At 66.4% G+C, this 18,451-nt stretch carries 17 protein-coding genes and 1 pseudogene; 16 read left to right on the forward strand and 2 right to left on the reverse strand.

Annotated features, from left to right (window positions below):
• The first annotated feature begins 4 nt into the window (after positions 1–4).
• The 6 genes and pseudogenes from EI171_RS13065 (at position 5) to EI171_RS13090 (ending at position 5,778) form a co-directional block, all read left to right on the forward strand.
• A complete protein-coding gene (locus EI171_RS13065; RefSeq protein WP_161533537.1) occupies positions 5–646 on the forward strand; it encodes an amino acid ABC transporter permease in 642 nt (213 codons plus the stop codon).
• Positions 647–690: 44 nt separating this feature from the next.
• On the forward strand, positions 691–1,533 hold the full coding sequence (locus tag EI171_RS13070) for a transporter substrate-binding domain-containing protein (RefSeq protein WP_161533538.1): 843 nt from the start codon (positions 691–693) through the stop codon (positions 1,531–1,533).
• A 16-nt stretch (positions 1,534–1,549) separates the two neighbouring features.
• A pseudogene (locus EI171_RS13075) lies at positions 1,550–2,318 on the forward strand (amino acid ABC transporter ATP-binding protein).
• A 188-nt stretch (positions 2,319–2,506) separates the two neighbouring features.
• On the forward strand, positions 2,507–3,577 hold the full coding sequence (locus EI171_RS13080) for a HoxN/HupN/NixA family nickel/cobalt transporter (RefSeq protein ID WP_161533539.1): 1,071 nt from the start codon (positions 2,507–2,509) through the stop codon (positions 3,575–3,577).
• A gap of 172 nt (positions 3,578–3,749) precedes the next feature.
• Positions 3,750–4,112 carry a copper resistance CopC family protein gene (locus EI171_RS13085; RefSeq protein WP_161533540.1) on the forward strand — a complete coding sequence of 121 codons (363 nt, stop codon included), beginning with the start codon at positions 3,750–3,752 and terminating at the stop codon, positions 4,110–4,112.
• A 10-nt stretch (positions 4,113–4,122) separates the two neighbouring features.
• Complete coding sequence (locus EI171_RS13090) at positions 4,123–5,778, forward strand: copper resistance D family protein (RefSeq protein WP_161533541.1); 1,656 nt, start codon at positions 4,123–4,125, stop codon at positions 5,776–5,778.
• Between the two features lie 5 nt (positions 5,779–5,783).
• Here EI171_RS13090 and EI171_RS13095 read toward each other — a convergent pair whose 3' ends face one another.
• The gene (locus tag EI171_RS13095; RefSeq protein WP_161533542.1) at positions 5,784–6,671 is read right to left on the reverse strand and encodes a VOC family protein; all 888 of its coding nucleotides are present in this window, start codon (positions 6,669–6,671) and stop codon (positions 5,784–5,786) included.
• Between the two features lie 162 nt (positions 6,672–6,833).
• Between EI171_RS13095 and EI171_RS13100 the strand changes: the two genes are divergently transcribed.
• The gene (locus tag EI171_RS13100) at positions 6,834–8,021 is read left to right on the forward strand and encodes a CaiB/BaiF CoA-transferase family protein (RefSeq protein ID WP_161533543.1); all 1,188 of its coding nucleotides are present in this window, start codon (positions 6,834–6,836) and stop codon (positions 8,019–8,021) included.
• A 48-nt stretch (positions 8,022–8,069) separates the two neighbouring features.
• Here EI171_RS13100 and EI171_RS13105 read toward each other — a convergent pair whose 3' ends face one another.
• A complete protein-coding gene (locus EI171_RS13105) occupies positions 8,070–8,648 on the reverse strand; it encodes a TetR family transcriptional regulator (protein ID WP_028174221.1) in 579 nt (192 codons plus the stop codon).
• A 148-nt stretch (positions 8,649–8,796) separates the two neighbouring features.
• Between EI171_RS13105 and EI171_RS13110 the strand changes: the two genes are divergently transcribed.
• From EI171_RS13110 to EI171_RS13150, 9 genes are all read left to right on the forward strand, one after another.
• Positions 8,797–10,254: an MATE family efflux transporter gene (locus EI171_RS13110; RefSeq protein ID WP_161533544.1), complete on the forward strand. Its 1,458-nt coding sequence runs from the start codon at positions 8,797–8,799 to the stop codon at positions 10,252–10,254.
• A 228-nt stretch (positions 10,255–10,482) separates the two neighbouring features.
• Positions 10,483–11,265: a MetQ/NlpA family ABC transporter substrate-binding protein gene (locus EI171_RS13115; protein ID WP_028174223.1), complete on the forward strand. Its 783-nt coding sequence runs from the start codon at positions 10,483–10,485 to the stop codon at positions 11,263–11,265.
• A gap of 126 nt (positions 11,266–11,391) precedes the next feature.
• Positions 11,392–12,429 carry a putative FMN-dependent luciferase-like monooxygenase gene (locus EI171_RS13120; RefSeq protein ID WP_161533545.1) on the forward strand — a complete coding sequence of 346 codons (1,038 nt, stop codon included), beginning with the start codon at positions 11,392–11,394 and terminating at the stop codon, positions 12,427–12,429.
• 114 nt (positions 12,430–12,543) lie between these two features.
• Entirely contained in the window at positions 12,544–13,170 is a 627-nt protein-coding gene (locus EI171_RS13125; RefSeq protein ID WP_038965667.1) for a CMD domain protein, read from the forward strand.
• 13 nt (positions 13,171–13,183) lie between these two features.
• The gene (locus EI171_RS13130) at positions 13,184–13,768 is read left to right on the forward strand and encodes an alkylhydroperoxidase domain protein (RefSeq protein WP_011089638.1); all 585 of its coding nucleotides are present in this window, start codon (positions 13,184–13,186) and stop codon (positions 13,766–13,768) included.
• A 59-nt stretch (positions 13,769–13,827) separates the two neighbouring features.
• The gene (locus EI171_RS13135) at positions 13,828–14,985 is read left to right on the forward strand and encodes an ABC transporter substrate-binding protein (protein ID WP_028174227.1); all 1,158 of its coding nucleotides are present in this window, start codon (positions 13,828–13,830) and stop codon (positions 14,983–14,985) included.
• Positions 14,986–15,042: 57 nt separating this feature from the next.
• Positions 15,043–16,866, forward strand: a complete 1,824-nt coding sequence (locus EI171_RS13140) for an ABC transporter permease (protein ID WP_060908748.1) — start codon at positions 15,043–15,045, stop codon at positions 16,864–16,866.
• Positions 16,866–17,714, forward strand: a complete 849-nt coding sequence (locus EI171_RS13145; protein WP_161533546.1) for an ABC transporter ATP-binding protein — start codon at positions 16,866–16,868, stop codon at positions 17,712–17,714. The genes EI171_RS13140 and EI171_RS13145 overlap by 1 nt, the downstream gene beginning before the upstream one ends.
• Positions 17,711–18,451, forward strand: a complete 741-nt coding sequence (locus EI171_RS13150) for an ABC transporter ATP-binding protein (RefSeq protein ID WP_011089634.1) — start codon at positions 17,711–17,713, stop codon at positions 18,449–18,451. The genes EI171_RS13145 and EI171_RS13150 overlap by 4 nt, the downstream gene beginning before the upstream one ends.

An 18,451-nucleotide genomic window follows, 5' to 3' on the forward strand; every position in this document is an offset into this window, starting at 1 on the left:
GGCCATGGACCGGAATCAGTTCCTGTTCCTCCTTGGCGGCCTCAAATGGACGCTGGCGCTCTCCGCGATCGGCTTTGTGGTCGGCTCGGTCGCCGGCCTCGGCGTGGCGCTGGCGCGAACGTCGGGCAGACGGGCGCTGGAGCGCTGCGCCGCCGGCTACATCGCCTTGTTCCAGGGCACGCCGCTCCTGATGCAATTGTTCGTGGTCTATTACGGGCTGGCGCTGGCGGGCCTCAAGCTCGATGCCTGGGTTTCGGTCTCCATCGGCTTCACACTGCATTCCGGCGCGTTCCTCGGCGAGATCTGGCGCGGCGCGATCGAGGCGGTGCCGAAAGGCCAGGTCGAGGCCGCCAAGGCGCTGAGCCTCAACTACGTCTCGCGGATGCGGGATGTCGTCCTGCCGCAGGCGATCCGTATCTCGCTGCCGGCGACGATCGGATTTCTGGTCCAGCTGATCAAGGGAACGTCGCTCGCAGCGATCATCGGCTTCACCGAATTGATGCGGGCAGGGACCATCGTGTCCAACCAGAACTTCAAGCCGCTGCTCGTCCTCGGCTTGGTGTGCGTCCTCCATTTCGCCATCTGCTGGCCGCTGTCGCTCGTTGGCGCGCAGCTCGAACGCCGGATGGCCGTCGCCGCGCGATGACGAGGGCAACAACAGACAACAGGACGAGGACAGAGGAGGGAAGGATGACCAAAGCAAGGACCACAGCACTCAACCGGCGTCGTCTGCTGGCGCTCGGAGCGGCGACGATCGCCGCGCCATTCGTGCTGGCGCGCGCCGCCTATGCGGTGACGCCGTCGGAGATCAAGGCAAGGGGCAAGGTTCTGATCGGCATCCAGGGCGATAATCCGCCCTGGGGATTTGTCGATGCGACGGGAAAGCAGGATGGATACGATGCGGAGATTTCGGCGCTGTTCGCCAAGGAGCTCGGTGTGCCCGCCGAGTTCACGCAATTGGCGGTCGCCAATCGTATCCCGGCCCTGACCTCCGGTCGTGTCGATATCCTGTTCGCGACCATGGCCATGTTGCCGGAGCGGGCCAAGGCCGTGCAGTTCTCAAAACCCTATGGCGCGAACATCATCACCTTCATCGCGCCGAAGGAGTTCGAGATCAAATCTCCGGCCGACATGGGCAAATACGTCATCGGCGTTGCGCGCGGCAGCGTGCAGGACAGCGACGTGACCAAGGCCGCGCCGTCGGGCACGACCATTCGCCGCTTCGATGGCGACGCGCCGACCATGCAGGCCCTGCTGTCCGGTCAGGTCCAGGCGGTCGGTGGCAACATCTTCTACGTTCCGCGCCTCGATGAATCGAAACCCGGCTATTACGAGAACAAGCTCGAATTCACGAAACTCTACAACGGCGCCTGCACCCGGCTCGGAGAGAAGGAGATCAACGCCTTCGCCAAGGACTTCATTGAGAAGATCAGGGCCAATGGCGAGCTGGCGAAGATCTATCAGAAGTGGATGAATAATCCGCTGCCGGCTTTCCCCGACACCATTCCCGGTATTCCCTTCAACGTCAGCTAGGCACGGAGAGAGCGCCATGCCGGGTGTAGCCGCGATCGAAACTGCCCCAGAACCGATGATCGCCATGCGCGACGTCTGCAAATGGTACGGCACCTACCAGGACCTGACCGAGATCAGCCTGACGGTCCGCCCGGGCGAGAAAATCGTTCTGTGCGGGCCGTCCGGTTCGGGCAAGTCCACCCTCATCCGCTGCATCAATGCGCTGGAAGCGTACCAGCGCGGCGAAGTCGTCGTCGCCGGCACGCGGCTGAACGACGCTGCCGGCTCGGTCGATGCCGTGCGTCGTGAGGTCGGGATGGTGTTCCAGCAATTCAACCTGTTTCCGCACATGACCGTGCTGGAGAACTGCATGCTGGCGCCGATGCGCTCCCGGGGTGTGCCGCGGGCGAAAGCTGAAGAGACCGCGCGCCGTCTGCTCGATCGGGTCAGAATAGGGAACCAGGCCGAGAAATATCCGGCCCAGTTGTCGGGCGGCCAGCAACAGCGCGTCGCGATCGCGCGCGCTCTGCATGGAGCCGAAGGTGATGCTGTTCGACGAGCCGACCTCCGCGCTCGACCCCGAAATGGTCAAGGAGGTCCTCGACACCATGATCGGGCTCGCGACGGATGGTATGACCATGATCTGCGTCACCCATGAAATGGGGTTTGCGCGGCAGGTCGCCGATCGCGTGATCTTCATGGCCGATGGCAGGATCGTGGAGGAGGCCGAGCCGGAAAGCTTCTTCAGGAATCCGAAGCACGATCGCACCAGGAAGTTTCTGGGAGAGATCCTGGCGGCGCATTGAGTCGGGGATGGGTCCGATGGTCGCCTGCACGCCACCCAGGCGCTCGACGCGAACTGCCGTCGCTATGTCGCGATCGCCGATCGTGGAGACGCGCGTTCCCGGGTGACCGGCTGTGTCCCCCGAACATGGCCCCGCTCTTGCCGGCGAGTATGATGGATTGGTATGAACATCATACTCGGAGGGGTGACGTGATTCAGTCAGGTGGTGTCGCGAGGCTGGTGTTCGAGCCCGGCGTGCTGTTTGGCGGGCTGATCGCCGCCAACATCGCCGCATGGGCCTTCGCCTTCGCGATGTTCGGCGACCGGCCCGCGGTGATGGCGACCGCACTGCTCGCCTGGGTGTTCGGCCTGCGTCATGCCGTCGATGCCGACCACATCGCCGCGATCGACAATGTCGTGCGCAAGCTGATGCAGGCGGGCGATGCGCCGCGCAGCGTCGGCCTGTATTTCGCGCTCGGCCATTCCACGGTCGTCCTGGCCGCGACCACGCTGCTCGCGCTCGGCGTCGTGAGCCTCGGCGGCGACAGCCTGCTGAAGGAGATCGGCGCCCTGATCGGCACCTCGGTATCGGCGCTGTTCCTGCTGGTGATCGCGGCGATCAATCTCGCCATCTTCGTCGGCCTGTGGCGGATCCTGCGCGAGGTGCGCGAGCAAGGCATTCATGACGCCGCGCAGCTCGAGGCGCTGCTCGCGGCCCGCGGATTCCTGGCGCGCTTGCTCGGCCCGATGTTCCGCCTCGTCACCAAACCCTGGCACATGTATCCGCTTGGCCTGCTGTTCGGGCTCGGCTTCGACACCGCGACCGAGATCGGCCTGCTCGGCATCTCCGCCACCGAAGCCGCGCGCGGCGCCTCGCTCGCGCATGTGCTGGTGTTCCCCGCCCTGTTCGCCGCCGGCATGGCGCTGGTCGACACCGCCGATTCCGCGCTGATGGTGAGCGCCTATCGCTGGGCCTTCGTCGATCCCTATCGCAAGCTCTGGTACAACCTCACGATCACCGGCGCCTCGATTGCGGTCGCGCTGTTCATCGGCGGCATCGAGGCGCTGGGGCTCATCGGCGACCGGCTCGGCCTGTCCGGCGGGCTGTGGTCGCTGGTCGAGGCCGTCAACGACTCGCTCGCCAATTTCGGCTTCGCCGTGATCGCGCTGTTCGCGCTCGCCTGGCTCGTCTCGGTCGTGCTCTATCGCCGTATCGCTCCGGGCGCCCGGCGGCGCATGGTCGATCCTGACGAGCTGAGCAGGGGCGCCGCGCCGGGGTGATCGCACCTGAGTGTGTCGCAACGGCAACAATCGGCGATTTTCCGCGATCCGCGATCAGATCCAAATTCCTCGCGCTCTTGCGAACAACCAACTCGCTCCAACATAGCGTCCGGTAAAGTTCACACGCCAGGGGGCGGGTGAAAGAGACGGCTGTCGAGAGCGAGTGAGCATCATGCGCGGGTTCTTCCGAATCGCATTCGTTCTAACTGCCCTGTGGCTTCCTGCTCATCCGCACGCGTCCCAGGCCCACGCCATCATCGTCTCGTCCTCGCCGGCGACCGGCGCGACAATATCCGGTGACACCGTCGCGATCCGCCTGCACTTCAACAGCCGGATCGATCACGCGCGCTCGAAATTGACGCTGCTGGCACCGGACGGTGCGTCGCGCGCGCTGAGGCCGGCTTCCGATGCGCCCGCCGACGAGCTCAATGCCGATGCGACGCTACTACCGGCGGGGACATGGCACCTGCGCTGGCAGGTTTTGAGCGTCGACGGGCACATCACCCGCGGCGACATTCCGTTCACCGTCCGCTGAAACCACGGCCGTGTACCTGCTCCTCGACATCTTCGGCTATCTGTCGGTGGTCCTGCGGGGCCTGATCCTGATCGCCCAGTCGTTCACCCTCGGCGGTCTCGCGTTTCAGCTGTTGCTGTGGGGGCCGCTGCAGCCGCAGCTCTCCGTCTTTGGCCTCTCGATCGAGGAGCGATGCCGCACGTTCCTGCAGTTCAGCGCCGTCGCATGGGCGCTCCTCACCGTCGCCTCGCTGGCGCTCAACGCGGCCGCGCTGGTCGGGACGCTCCAGGTGCCCTGGAGCGAAGCGGTCACTGCTGATTTTGGCCGTGCTGACCTCGTGATCGCGGCTTGCGCAGTCGGCATCGCCGTCCTGACGAACGGTCCGGCGCACCGGGCGCGGTCGGCCGCGCTTCTCGCCCTGTCGGTGCTGGCGCTCGCGATGCAGACCCGGCTCACGCATGCGGCCAGCCGGCCGGATGTGCGCTGGCCGCTGCTGCTGTCCGACGCAGTTCACATGGCGGGGGCGGCCGCCTGGATCGGCGGTCTGCCCTATTTCCTGATCGCGCTGAACGGCTGCAAGGACGCCGGTGACTGGCGCCTCATTGCGCGCCGCTATTCGTTGATGTCGATGGCGGCGGTCGCGGCGATCGTCTGCGGTGGCCTGGTCATGGCGGCGAACTATATCGGCTCCGTCGCGGCGGTCTACGGCACCGCCTATGGCATCATGACACTGGCGAAGGTCGGGCTGCTCTTGATGCTGCTGATGCTTGGCGCGGGCAATTACTTCCTCGTCGAACGTCTGCGCCGCGACCCCACGACGCCGATCTTTCGCCTGAAGCGTTTCGCCGAGGTCGAGATCGGCATCGGCATCACCGTGATGCTCGCTGCGGCGTCCCTGACGTCATTGCCGCCGGGCGCGGATCTCCCCCATGATCGCCTGGACTGGCATGAGATCGTCGAGCGCGCCACGCCGCAATGGCCGCCGCGCCTGACCAGCCCGGATTACGACAGACTGACCGTCGCGCAGCTCCAGGCGAAGATCACCCTGGCGGACGCCGGGCGCGCGAGCGCGCAATCGGCCTACGTTCCCGGTGAGGGCACGATCCTGCCGCGCAATGCCGAGGATATCGCCTGGTCGGAGTACAACCATCACTGGGCCGGCGTCTTCGTGGTGCTGATCGGGCTCCTGGCGCTGGTCGAGCATTTCCGCTGGGGGCGCTGGGCGCGGCACTGGCCGCTGCTCTTCCTCGCGATGGCGGCCTTCCTGTTCTTCCGCGCCGACGAGCAGGCCTGGCCGCTCGGCCCGGCGGGCTTCTTCGAGTCGCTGCGTGATCCGGAGGTGGCGCAGCATCGCATCTTCGTGTTGCTCATCGCCGTGTTCGGCCTGTTCGAATGGCGTTTGCGGCTGCGCGGCACCAAGGCCGGTCCGTCGGCCTTGGTGTTTCCCCTGACCACGGCGCTCGGTGGCGCCCTGCTGCTCACGCATTCCCATGCGATCACCAACATCAAGGACCAGCTGCTCATCGAGATGAGCCACACCCCGCTTGCGCTCTGCGGCGTCGCCGCCGGCTGGGCTCGCTGGCTCGAACTGCGTCTCGACGGCCGGGTCAGCCGGGCGGCGGCCTTGATCTGGCCGGTCGCCTTCATCCTGGTCGGGCTGATCCTGCTGGATTACCGCGAAGCCTGAACGCGCTATCCGTCGTACTGATCCGGCCCCATCGCCCATGACGTCTGATCATGGCCGAACGCGTAGTTCCGGTTGGTGACGACAGGATTGCGATTGACCATCGGCCGCATGAACATCGGGTGGGTCGCGCTGCGCACCTCGTGCTCGACCGTGAACAGCTTCTTGCCGCTGTCGAGATCGACGATGTCACAGAACCGGTACTGATATTGATTGTCCTCGCGCGAGATCAGGTTGCGCGCGAGCAGCTTGCGATAGGGGCCGGAGAAGTCGGTGATGTACATCTGCACATGGTGCCCGTCATACTCGCCCTGCGGCCGATCGGTCTCGCGGAACAGCAGGTGCTGGTCGCGGCCCGTCTTCACCGCCGCAACCGTGCCGTCGCCATTCCGCATGCCTGAGGGCATGCCCATGATGTCAGGATAGAAGGCGCAAATCGCCGATGCCGTTCCGATCGGCACGTCGAACTCGACATAGGGAATGCCGAGCGAGATGCGGCCGAACCGCGCCGCGTCAGGTTCATAGACACGCATCCGGTTGCCCCATGGGCAGACGGCCTCGACATGGTCATTGTGCTCGGCGAACGTGAATGCCGTCCCCTCGAGCTTCTTCGCGACCGATGCCAATCGCGCCAGCAACGCCTCGCGGCCCTCGATGACGAGGCCGGTATGGCCGCGCAGCACCTGCGGCCTGCCGCTCGGCAGGTGAAACTGGCTCCGTCCGGCGTTGATCCACATGTTGGTGTCCGACACCATCAGATAGGGATCGCGGGTGAGCCCAAGTCCCGTGACGTAGAATAACGTCGCCAGGCGCTGATCCGGGACCTGGATGTTGACGTGCTCGAAATGGATCGCGTTGCCGAGGTCTTCAGCGGATCGATCGAACTGTTGCGGCATGGCTGCGGCTCTGGGTGTGGGACGGACGGGTCATATTAGAGCAGAACGTCGGCCAGTCGAACCGTCGGCCGATCACATCTGCTGATCGGGGCATGCCGTCGGCCACCTTGCCGCGGCAACCATTCCCTGTAATCTGGGCGGAAGACATCAAGGAAAGGGTCAATGGGGGGAGTTCTGGAAGGCGTGCGCGTCCTCGATTTCGGGCGCTATATCGCGGGTCCCTATTGCGCGACCTTGCTGGCCGAATTCGGCGCCGAGGTCATTCGCGTTGAGAAGCGCGACGGCAGCGAGGATCGCTTCGTGGCGCCGGTCGGCGCGGGCGGCGAGGGCGCGCTGTTCCTCCAGGTCAACCGCAACAAGAAGTGCATCACGCTCGATCCGATGAAGCCGGAGGGGCAGGAGGTGATGCGCCGCCTGGTTGCGACCGCGGACGTGGTCGTCGCCAACCTGCCGCCGCAGACCCTGTGCGCGATGAAGCTCGATTACGACTCGCTTCGCGCGATCAAGCCCGACATCATCCTGACGACGGCAACCGCATTCGGCGGGCCGGGGCCCTGGTCCGACCGCGTCGGCTTCGACGGTGTCGGCCAGGTCATGTCGGGCTCGGTGTACATGACCGGCGCCGGCGATCCGCCGTACCGCGCCGCGGTGAACTGGGTCGATTTCGGAACCGCGCTGCACTGCGCGTTCGGCACGCTCGCGGCGCTGATGGAGCGTGCGAAATCCGGGCGCGGGCAGATCGTCGAGGGCGCGCTGCTGGCCACCGCGTTGTCCTTCACCAATGCCACGCTGATCGAACAGGCCGTCATCAACGTCAACCGCGTTCCGACAGGCAATCTCGGCCAGACCGCAGCGCCCGCCGACATCTACCGCACCAAAGACGGCTGGGTGCTGTGCCAGGTCACCGGTCATCCGCTGTTCAAGCGCTGGGCCAGGCTGATGGGCGAGGAGGAGCAGTGGCTGAACGATCCGCGCTTTGCCGACGACATCAGCCGCGGCAACAACGGCCCCGTCATCAGCGAGCGGATGGCGCGCTGGTGCGCCGAGCGCACCACGCAGGAGGCCGTCGACACGCTGGGCAAGGCCATGATTCCGACAGGGCCGGTGCTCAGCCCGCAACAGGCGCTGGATCATCCGCACATTCGTGCCGCCGGCTTCATGCAGGACGTCGATTATCCGGGCTTGCCGAAGCCCGCGCCGGTGGCGCGGGCCGCCGTGCGGCTGTCGGAAACGCCGGGTGACATCGCGAGCCGCCCGCCGACGCTCGGCGAGCATACCGATCGTGTCCTCGCGGAGCTCGGCTATGACGCGGCCGCGATCGCCGCGCTCCGGCAAAGCGGCATCGTCTAGCTGGGTCGGAGAGCGGCCGCAGTTGGGTCGCCGAAGATTTCGAACGCGTCACCGCCCATTCGCAAGCGCCAACGCGGCCTTCACCGCGTTCTCCAGAATTTCCTCCGACAACTGCCTGTCGCTCACGGCCCGCGACAATTGCAGCGCGCCGACCATGGTCGCATAGACCGACATCGCGCGTCGCCGGCGCTCCGCAGCCGAGCCATCCGGCATCTGCGCCGCCATCAGCGCGATGATGTCGGACATCTTTGCGGTGAAGGCTTCACGCGTCGCGTTCGGATGCCGCGCGATCTCGGACGCCAGCGCCGCGGTCGGGCAGCCGGTCCCGGCGTGGTCGCGATGGCGCGGGGAGAGGTAGTCGCGGATCGTAGTCTCCAGCGCGATGCCGTTTTCGAGATTGTCCTTGTGCCGCTGCTCGCGCCGCTCAAGCGCATCCAGCAGCACCGCGCGCACCAGATCCTCCTTGGATTCGAAATGTGTGTAGAAGGCGCCGTTGGTCAGGCCGGCCTCGGACATGATGCCGGCGAGACCGACGGCGGCGATGCCGCTCTCGCGGAACTGCGCCGAGGCGACGTCGATGATGTGCCGCCGCGTCGCGTCCCGGTGTCCCTTGTCGTACCGCGCCAATCGCGCCTCCTTGGGAGCCGATGTCCACCCCGGCCAACGAAATCGTGAGGAGCGGGCTATTGAATTACGATCATAATATTACATTATGGCCGTAATGCAATGGGCGGCCGATTGGCGGCGGTCCGGCAGGCACGCAAGGACCATGGCCATGTCAGTCGAGGATGCCGCCGCCCCAGCCTTGCCCGCCGCGCAAGTCGCGGCCCATGCCGCGGCTCCGCTTCGCCAGGCGGCCGCGCCAGGCGCCGCCGTCACCCCAAGCGCGGCGGAGCAGCGGCGAGCGGCACTGCTGATCGCGCCGATCCTCCCCACGCTGCTCAAGCTGGCTGCGCCGACCGTGACCGTGCTGGTGGCGCAGACCGCGGTGAATATTGCCGAGGCCTATTATGTCGGGTTCCTCGGTACCGACGCGCTGGCGGGCGCCGCGCTGGTATTCCCGATCTTCATGCTGATGACCATGATGTCGAACGGCGGGTTCGGCAGCGGCGTTGCGTCCTCGGTCGCGCGCGCGGTCGGGGCGGGGCGCCGTGATGACGCCGAGGCGGCGCTGTTTCATGCCGTCGTGCTCGCTATCCTCGCCGGCGGTGTGTTCACGCTCGGCGTGACTCTCGGCGGCCCGTGGCTCTACCGGACCCTCGGCGGCCAGGGCGATGCGCTCGCTGCGGCCACCACCTATTCCAACTATCTGTTCGCCGGCGCCATTCCGGTGTGGATCGTCAACCTCCAGGCGGCGGCGCTGCGTGGCTCGGGCAACGTCAAGGTGCCCGCGCTGGTGACGCTGGTCGGCGCAATCGTGACCATCCCGGTCTCGCCGGCGCTGATCTTCGGCCTCGGGCCGATCCCGCGGCTCGGCATCGGCGGCGCCGGCGTCGCCTTCGGCCTCTATTATGGCGCGGCCATGCTGTTCCTGCTGCGCTACATGGCCTTGGGTGCGACAGGCCTGACGCTGCACATCGTGCCGCTGCGCCCAAAAATCTTCGGCGACATGCTGAAGGTCGGCATTCCAACCGCCTTCAATGCGGTGCTGACCAACCTCACCGTCATCCTCGTCACTGGCGCGGTCGGCCTGTTCGGCACCTCCGCGCTCGCCGGCTACGGCATCGCCTCGCGGCTCGATTACATCATGATCCCGCTGCTGTTCGGCATCAGCACGGCGACCCTGACCATGGTCGGCGTCAACATGGGCGCGGGCCAGACCGCGCGGGCGCGCCGGATCGGCTGGATCAGCGGCATCGTGGGCATGGTCATGACCGGGACGATCGGCCTGCTGGTCGCGATCTTCCCGACCGCCTGGCTCAATCTCTTCAGCCACGATGCCGAGGTGGTGAGCGAAGGCATGACCTATTTGCGCATCGTGGCGCCGGCCTATGCCGCGCTCGGTTTCGGCTTCGTCACGTCCTTCGCCGCCCAAGGCACCGGGCGCGCCATGGGGCCGCTCGCCTCCTCGATCGCGCGGATCCTGATCGCGGCCGGCGGCGGCTGGATCGCGGTGGCAAGCTTTGGCGCGGGCATGGCGGGGCTCGCCACCATGGTCGCGGTGGCGCTCGCAGCCTATGCCGCGATCTGCGCCCTGGTCATGCTGTCGCCGTCGACCTGGCGGTCCGAATAGGCGCGGCTCACCTGATGCTGGCAACGCCAACGGCCGGCACCGGCAGCAGTAGCGCGTTGGTCAGCAACTGTAGCGCCGTCGGGCGCCGTGAATTCGTTTTCTGTTTGGCGTCGAATGGAGAAGGTGTGGCCCGCCCAGGCCGCCAATATGGATTTCCATTTTATTGATTTCATCCTGCGGAGAAGCGAATACGGTTCCAATCATTGTCGCAGACCTACGGAGACCAAGATGTCGTTTCGCCTCCCTCTGATCCTCTCGACCGTGCTCGCCGCCTGGTCGGCCACAGCAACAGCCGAGACCATCAAGATCGGCGTGACGCCGGGGCCGCATGCGCAGATCCTCGAGGCGGTGAAGCCGATCGCCGCCAGGCAGGGGCTCGATATCCAGTTGCTCGAGTTCTCCGATTATGTGGTGCCGAACGCTGCGCTCGACGCCGGCGAGATCCAGGCCAATTCGTTCCAGAACCAGCCGTATCTGGACAACCAGAAAGCCGATCGCGGCTACAAGATCGAGGCCGTCGGCCTGACCGTGAACTTCCCGATCGGCGTCTATTCGAAGAAGCACAAGGCCTTCGCCGATATCCCGGAGGGCGGCAAGGTCTCGATCCCGAACGATCCGACCAATGGCGGCCGCGTGCTGCTGCTGCTGCGCGACAAGGGCGTGATCAAGCTGAAGGATGGCACGGGGTTCAAGCCCACGGTGCTCGACATCACCGAGAATCCCAAGAAGCTGAAGTTCATCGAGGTCGACGCCGCGCAGGCGCCGCGCGCGCTCGACGACGTCGACGCAGCCGCGATCAACACCAACTATGCAACCCAGGCGGGCCTCGATCCGGTCAAGGATCCGATCCTGCGCGAGGACCCGAAGGGACCCTATGTCAACCTGATCGCGGTTCGCACCGCCGACAAGGACAAGCCCTGGGTCAAGGTGCTCGTGGACAGCTACCACACGCCTGAGGTGAAGGAGTTCGTCCTGACCAAGTTCAAGGGGGCGGTGCTGCCCAGCTGGTAGGCAGCGGGCGTCGTATCTTCGGCAGGAACGGATGGCTCCGGAGTGGCAGCCCTGCGCGGCGGCTGCTTGCCTCGCGCTGCGGCAGCGGACATCATGCGGGTTGTTGCAACGTTGGGCGCGGTTGGCATGAAACGGTTCGCAAATCTGAAAAGACTGGGCTTCTTCACGCGGCTTCTCGACGAGGCGCCGCCGGCGGACCGCTATCGCTTTGCGGCCGAGCAGATCGTGCGCGCCGAGAAGGCCGGCCTCGATTCCGCGTGGATCGCGCAGCACCATTTTCACGAGCGCGAGGGCGGCCTGCCGTCGCCCTTCACCTTCCTGGGTTATGTCGCCGCGCAGACCTCGCGCATCCGCCTCGGCACCGGCATCGTCACCTTGCCGCTGGAGAATGCGGTGAGGGTGGCGGAGGACGCCGCGGTGCTCGACCTTCTCTGCGACGGCCGGTTCGAGCTCGGCGTCGGCACCGGCGGCAATCCGTCGGCCTTTGCCGCCTTCGGTCTCGACAGCGCCCAGCGCAACGAGATCTTCGCGCGCAATCTCGAGGTCGTCCGCACCGCGCTCGCCGGTAAGCCGCTCACCGGCGGCGACACGCTCTATCCGCAGCGGCCGCAACTGGACGGCCGGATCTGGCAGGCGACATTCTCGGTCGCCGGCGGCGCCCGCGCCGGCAAGGCGGGCGATGGCCTCCTGCTCTCGCGTACCCAGCCGCGGGCCAAGGAGGCGCCGCGCGCAACGCTGGCCGAGATCCAGAACCCGATCATCGACGCCTATCTCGAAGCGCTGCCGCCGGGACGCGAGCCGCGCATCATGGCCTCGCGCAGCGTCTTCGTCGCCGACGACCATCGTGAGGCGATGCGCCTTGCCGACATTGGATTGCGGCGCGCGCTGCCGCAATTCATGAAGGGCGGTCACCTTCCGCCGGGCGAGACGCTGGCGGAGATGATCACCGCGTTCGACACGCATGTCGGCGCCGCCGACGAGGTCATCGCCTCGCTGCGTGGCGACGCGACGCTGGAGCGGGTGACCGACCTGGTCTTCCAGGCGCATTCGGTCGATGCACCGCACCCCTATATCCTGCGCTCGATCGAGCTGGTCGCGGACAAGGTGGCGCCGGCGCTGGGCTGGACCCGGACGGCGGCGCAAGACGTGGCGCTGGCGGGCTAAAGCATGATCCGGAGCCGAAGGGCCGCGTTAGTGCAAAGTCCGCAGCGGTCTTCCGAAAAATCACGCTCAAACAATAGTCGGAATGAACATGATCGCGTTGCACGAGGCTGAATGATGGCGACGAAGGATATCATCGACACGCTCGCCGGGATCGAACCGGGGTCCGCCCTGGACGGCATCCGCGCGAAGCGCGTGCAGGCGCGCGAGAACGCGCAGAAGAGCTATCTGTCGCTGTTCGAGCCGATCGACGCCGGCGATTTTTCGCTTTCCGAGCGCGCCGCGGTCGCGTTCTTCGTGATCGGTCTTCACCGCGAGCCCGTTGTCGCCGCGTTCTACCGGGCAAAGCTCGCGGCGACCGCCGAAGGAGCGCGCCTGGTCGAAGCGATCGAGGTCGAAATCGCGCGCGGCGCGACCTCGGGCCCGTACGGCGCTTTCCCGGCTGGACCGCTGTCGGTCGAGAACACGGCCGGTTTGATCTATCGCGTCAGCGCAGAGCGCAAACCCGACCTCGGTCCTCGGCTCGTTGCGGCGCTTGAGCATGCGCATCTGCTGGTGTTCCGGCCGCGCGATGCCGCGTCCGCCGACATGAAGGCGCTGCTGGCCGCCGGCTGGTCGAATACCGGCATCGTCACCTTCTCCCAGCTCGTTGCGTTCCTGTCGTTCCAGGTGCGCGTCGTCACGGGCCTGCGCGTGCTCGGCGCCTCGCTTGGGCGCACTGCAAACGCCGCGGCTGGCGCGTAAGGAGACCGCAATCATGAGCGCTGCAAACACCGTCAATCCGCCCGTCGTCTTCACCCAGGACGAACTCGGCTGGGTGTCGTGGATCGACCCGCTGCCCGAGGCCGAGTTGACCGAGCGGCACTTCGCCGGTCTGGTCGATCGCGCCCGCGCCAAGTCGGAATATTTCCGCCTCTTGGTGCGCGATCCCGAGGTGCTGGAAGCCCGCACCAAGACCGACAAGGACATCTTCTACAACGTCGCCGATGGCCTGCCGCGCGCCGAGCGCGAGCTCGCAGCCGCCGCGACCTCGCGCTACAACGGCTGCATCTATTGCGCCTCCGTGCATGCGCGATTTGCCAGCACCTATTCCAAGCGCCGCGACGACGTGCAGCGGCTGCTCGACGAAGGCGTCGAGGCCGATCTCGGCGAGCGCTGGAATGCCGTGGTCAAGGCCTCGGTGGCGCTGGCCGCGACGCCGATCGCGTTCGGGCCCGACAATGTCGAGGAGCTGCGCCGCGCCGGTCTCGACGATGCCGAGATCGTCGACGTCATCAACGGCGCCTCGTTCTTCAACTGGGCGAACCGGCTGATGCTGTCGCTCGGTGAGCCCTCGAAATAGGCAATCTCACCGGCATGGAAATTGCTGCTTGTTTCAACATTGAGTGGATGGAGCCGTAGATGAGCAACATCGATCGCCGTACCCTGGTCAAGGGCTCGCTCGCCGCCATGATGGCGGGAGCGGCCTTCTCGCGCAGCGCGTTTGCGCAGTCGTCCGAGCCGATCCTGCTCGGCGTCAGCGGCCCCCTGACCGGGCCGAACGCGCAATATGGCACGCAGTGGAAGCAGGGCTTCGATCTCGCACTCGACGAGATCCAGGCCGCCGGCGGCATCAACGGCCGCAAGCTCGCCTACAGCTTCGAGGACAGCCAGAGCGACCCGCGCCAGTCGGTGGCGATCGCCCAGAAGTTCGTGTCCGATCCCCGGATCGTCATGGAGCTCGGCGATTTCTCCAGCCCGGCCTCGATGGCGGCATCCCCGATCTATCAGCGCGGCGGCCTCGTGCAGTTCGGTTTCACCAATTCGCACCCCGATTTCACCAAGGGTGGCGACTTCATGTGGAGCACGTCGGTGAGCCAGGCCGACGAGCAGCCGCTGCTGGCGGCCTATGCCGTCAAGCGCCTCGGTCTCAAGAAGCTCGCGATACTCCACCTCAACACCGATTGGGGCCGCACCAGCCGCGACTATTTCGTCAAGGCGGCGAAGGAATACGGCGCCGAGATCGCGGTGACCGAGGGCTACATCGCGGAGGAGCGCGACTTCCGCTCCACCCTGGTGCGCGTGCGCGACGCCAGTCCGGACGGGCTGATCCTGATCTCCTACTATTCCGACGGTGCGCTGATCGCGCGCCAGGCCCGCCAGGTCGGGCTGAAGCAGACCATCTGCGCGGCAAGCTCGGTATACTCGCCGAAATTTCTGGAGCTCGGCGGCGAGGCGGTCGAGGACGTCCATCTCGGCACGCGTTATTTCCCCGAGGATCCCAGGCCCGAGGTGAAGAAATTCATCACGGGCTTCAAGGCCAAGTACAACGGGCAGGAGCCCGACGCCTTCAACGCCTATGCCTACGACGCGATGAACATGGCGGCCGCGGTCGTGAGGATCGGCGGCACCGATCGCCGCGCCATCCGCGACGCCTTCGCCAAGGTGAAGGATGTGTCGAGCGTCATTTTCGGCTCGGCGACGTTCGACGTCGAGAGCCGCCGGGTCAAGGGCGCCATGAACGCAGAACTGGTCGTGCGCAAGGGCCAGTTCGCGCTCTGGGACGGCAAGCCGACCTGACCTGACGGCCGGAGCGCGCCGCTCCGGCTGCCTTCCTTCCTACGCGGGGACCAACGTTTGTCTTCCTGGCTCGACTACACGATCAACGGGCTGATCGTCGGCAATGTCTACGCCCTTGTTGCGGTCGGGCTCGCGCTGATCTTCGGCGTCAGCCGGCTGATCAACTTTGCGCAAGGCTCGATCTATCTGGTCGGTGCCTATATCGGCTGGGTCGCGGTGGTGCAGCTGCATACGCCGCTGCCGCTCACCATCATCGTGGTCGCGGTGGCCGCAGCGCTGGTCGGGCTGATCATCGAGCGGTTCGGCCTGCGGCCGCTCCAGAACTCGGTGCGCATCGCGCCGCTGCTCGCGACCATCGGCATCAGCTTCGTGCTCGACCAGCTGGTGATGCTGACGTTCTCGCCGAACCCGCGTGCGCTGCCGAGCCAGTTGCCGGACGTCCGCTTCCAGATCGGCGGCGGCACGATCGGCCCGCTCGATCTGCTCATCGCCGGCGTCGGCATCACCAGCGCGCTGCTGCTGTTCGTGTTCCTGCGCTACAGCAAGCTCGGCTGGGCGGTGCGCGCCACCGCGCAGGACCGCGATGCCGCGATGCAGATGGGCGTCGATGTCAACCGCGTCAATCAGGCGGTGTTCGGCATCGCCGCGGCGCTCGGCGGCGTCTCCGGCATGCTGGTCGGCATGTATTACAACCAGATCGACACCGCGATGAGCCTTCAGGCGACACTCAAGGGCGTCGTCGCCGAAGTCGTCGGCGGCGCCGGCAACGTGCCGGGCGCGGTGATCGGGAGCCTGTTGCTGGGACTGGTCGAAAGCTACGGCGTAGCCGTGTTCGGCACCAGCTACCGCAATCTGTTCGCGTTCCTGCTGCTGGTTGTCGTGCTGGTGTTGCGGCCGAACGGCCTGTTCGCCAGCGCGCGGCAGGCGCCGCCCGAGCCGCTCACCGGGACTTTCATCGCGCCGAGCCGGCCGGTGCGCATTCCGCGCTGGGCGCTGCTGGTGGCGGCCGCTGCCTTTGCGATCCTGCCGCTGTTCCCGGTGTCCTTCTACGTGCTCCAGACCCTGATCAACGCCTGGCTGCTCGGCATGCTCGCGCTCAGCCTCACGCTCGTTGCAGGCACGATCGGGCAGGTCTCGCTTGGACATGCGGCGCTGCTCGCGATCGGCGCCTACACGTCGGCGCTGCTGTCGCTGACCTTCGCCGTTCCCGTCGGCCTCGCCATCATCGGTGGCGGCCTGATGAGCGCTGCGCTCGGCACCGCTCTGATCTCGCCGTCGTTCCGCCTGCGCGGGCACTACGTCTCGATCGCGACGCTCGCCATCGGCGAGATCGTGTCGCTGGTGATCTTGAACTGGGAGAGCGTCACGCGCGGGCCGATCGGCATCTCCGGCATTCCGCCGCTGTCGCTGTTCGGCTACGACCTCGTCAGCCCGTCGTCGGTCTACTGGTTCAGCCTTGCGGTCATGGTCGTTCTGGCGCTGCTCCAGGCGCGCCTGCTCGGCTCGCATCTCGGCCGCAGCTTTCGCGCCATCCGCGACGACGACATCGCCGCGCGCGCCTACGGCCTCAGCCTGAACCGCTACAAATCGCTGGCCTTCATCTTCGGCGGATTTGCGGCGGGTGTCAGCGGCGGCATCGCCGCGCATCTCTATTCCTACATCAACCACGAGACCTTCAACACGCAGCAGTCCATCCTGGCGCTGACGGTCGTGATCCTCGGCGGCCTCGGCAATGTCGTCGGCGCCATCGTCGGATCGGTGGCGCTGGTCGGTCTGCCAGAATTGTTCCGGATCGCGGCGGAGTACCGCATCCTGATCTACGGCATCGTGCTGCTGCTACTGGTGCGGTTCAGGCCGCAGGGCCTGTTGGGAACGATGTGATGGCAGAGCAGCACACATCCATGCTGTCGCTGCGCGGGCTGACGCGGCGCTTCGGCGGCCTCACCGCGGTCGACGAGATCGATCTCGACCTCGCCAGGGGCGAGCTCGTCAGCATCATCGGCCCGAACGGCGCCGGCAAGACGACGCTGTTCAACCTCGTGACCGGGCTCGACCGGCCCGACGCAGGTCAAGTCCACTTCGAAGGCCAGGACATCACCGGCCTCTCGCCGGAACGGCTGGCGGCCGACGGCATCGCGCGCACCTTCCAGCTCGGCCGCGTCTTCGGCAATCTCAGCGTCATGGACAACGTCCTGATCGGCGCGCATACGCGGCTGCGTGCGGTCAATCCGGCGGTGCCGGTGATCGGCCCGCTGCTGGAATTGGGGCTGGCGCTGCTGCGTCCCGCCAGCGTCAGGGACGAGGAAGAACGGCTGCGCGAGGAGGTGAAAGCCATCCTCGCCCGCTTTGGCGAGCGGCTGCTGCCGCGGATCGACCAGCCGGCCTACAGCCTCTCCTACGCCAACCGCCGCCGCGTCGAGATCGCTCGTGCGCTCGCTCTTAAGCCGCGCCTGCTGCTGCTCGACGAGCCGACCGCCGGCATGAACCCGACCGAGACTGCCGAAATGCAGGGCCTCGTCGCCGAGTTGAAGGCGGAGGGGCTGACCATCCTGTTGATCGAGCACAAGCTCGAGATGGTGATGCGCCTCTCCGACCGCGTCATCGTCATGGACGAGGGCAAGAAGATCGCGGAGGGACCGGGCGAACAGGTGCGTGGCGATCCCAAGGTGATCGAGGCCTATCTCGGTCACGGCCTGTCGGGGGCGGCGGAGCAGGAGAGCGCGGCATGACGAATTCCTCTTCCGGGCCGCTGCTCGCGCTGTCTGATGTCAACACCTTCTACGGCCAGGCCCAGGTGCATTTCGACCTGTCGATCACGGTCGCGCGCGGCCACATCGTCTGCCTGCTCGGCGGCAATGCCAGCGGCAAGTCCACGACGATGAAGATCATCCTCGGCCTCGTCAAGCCGCGGTCCGGCGACGTGACGTTCGACGGCGCCTCGCTGATCGGCCTCTCCACGCCGCAGATCGTCCGCCGCGGCATCGCCTCGGTGCCGGAGGCGCGGCGGTTGTTCGCGGACATGACCGTCCGCGAGAACATCCTGATGGGCGCCTTCGTGCGCAACGACCGCGATGCGGTGGCGCAGGATCTCGACAAGATGCTGACGCTGTTTCCGAAGCTCGGCCAGCGGCTGTCGCAGCGCGCAGGCTCCCTGTCCGGCGGCGAGCAGCAGATGGTGGCGATGGCGCGCGCGCTGATGAGCCGTCCCAGGATGATCGTGATGGACGAGCCGACCATGGGCCTGTCGCCGCTCTATGTCGACCGCGTGCTGGAGCTGATCCGCACCATCAACCAGGAGGGCGTGTCCGTGTTCATGGTCGAGCAGAACGCCAGCCTCGCGCTCGAGATCGCGCACGAGGCCTATGTGCTCCAGACCGGCAAGATCGTGCTCTCCGGCCCCGCGCGGGCGCTGAAGGACGATCCTCGCGTCCGCGACGCCTATCTCGGCGGGGCCGAGGCCGCGTAA

Source organism: Bradyrhizobium sp. LCT2, from assembly GCF_009931255.1.
Lineage (GTDB): Bacteria > Pseudomonadota > Alphaproteobacteria > Rhizobiales > Xanthobacteraceae > Bradyrhizobium > Bradyrhizobium diazoefficiens.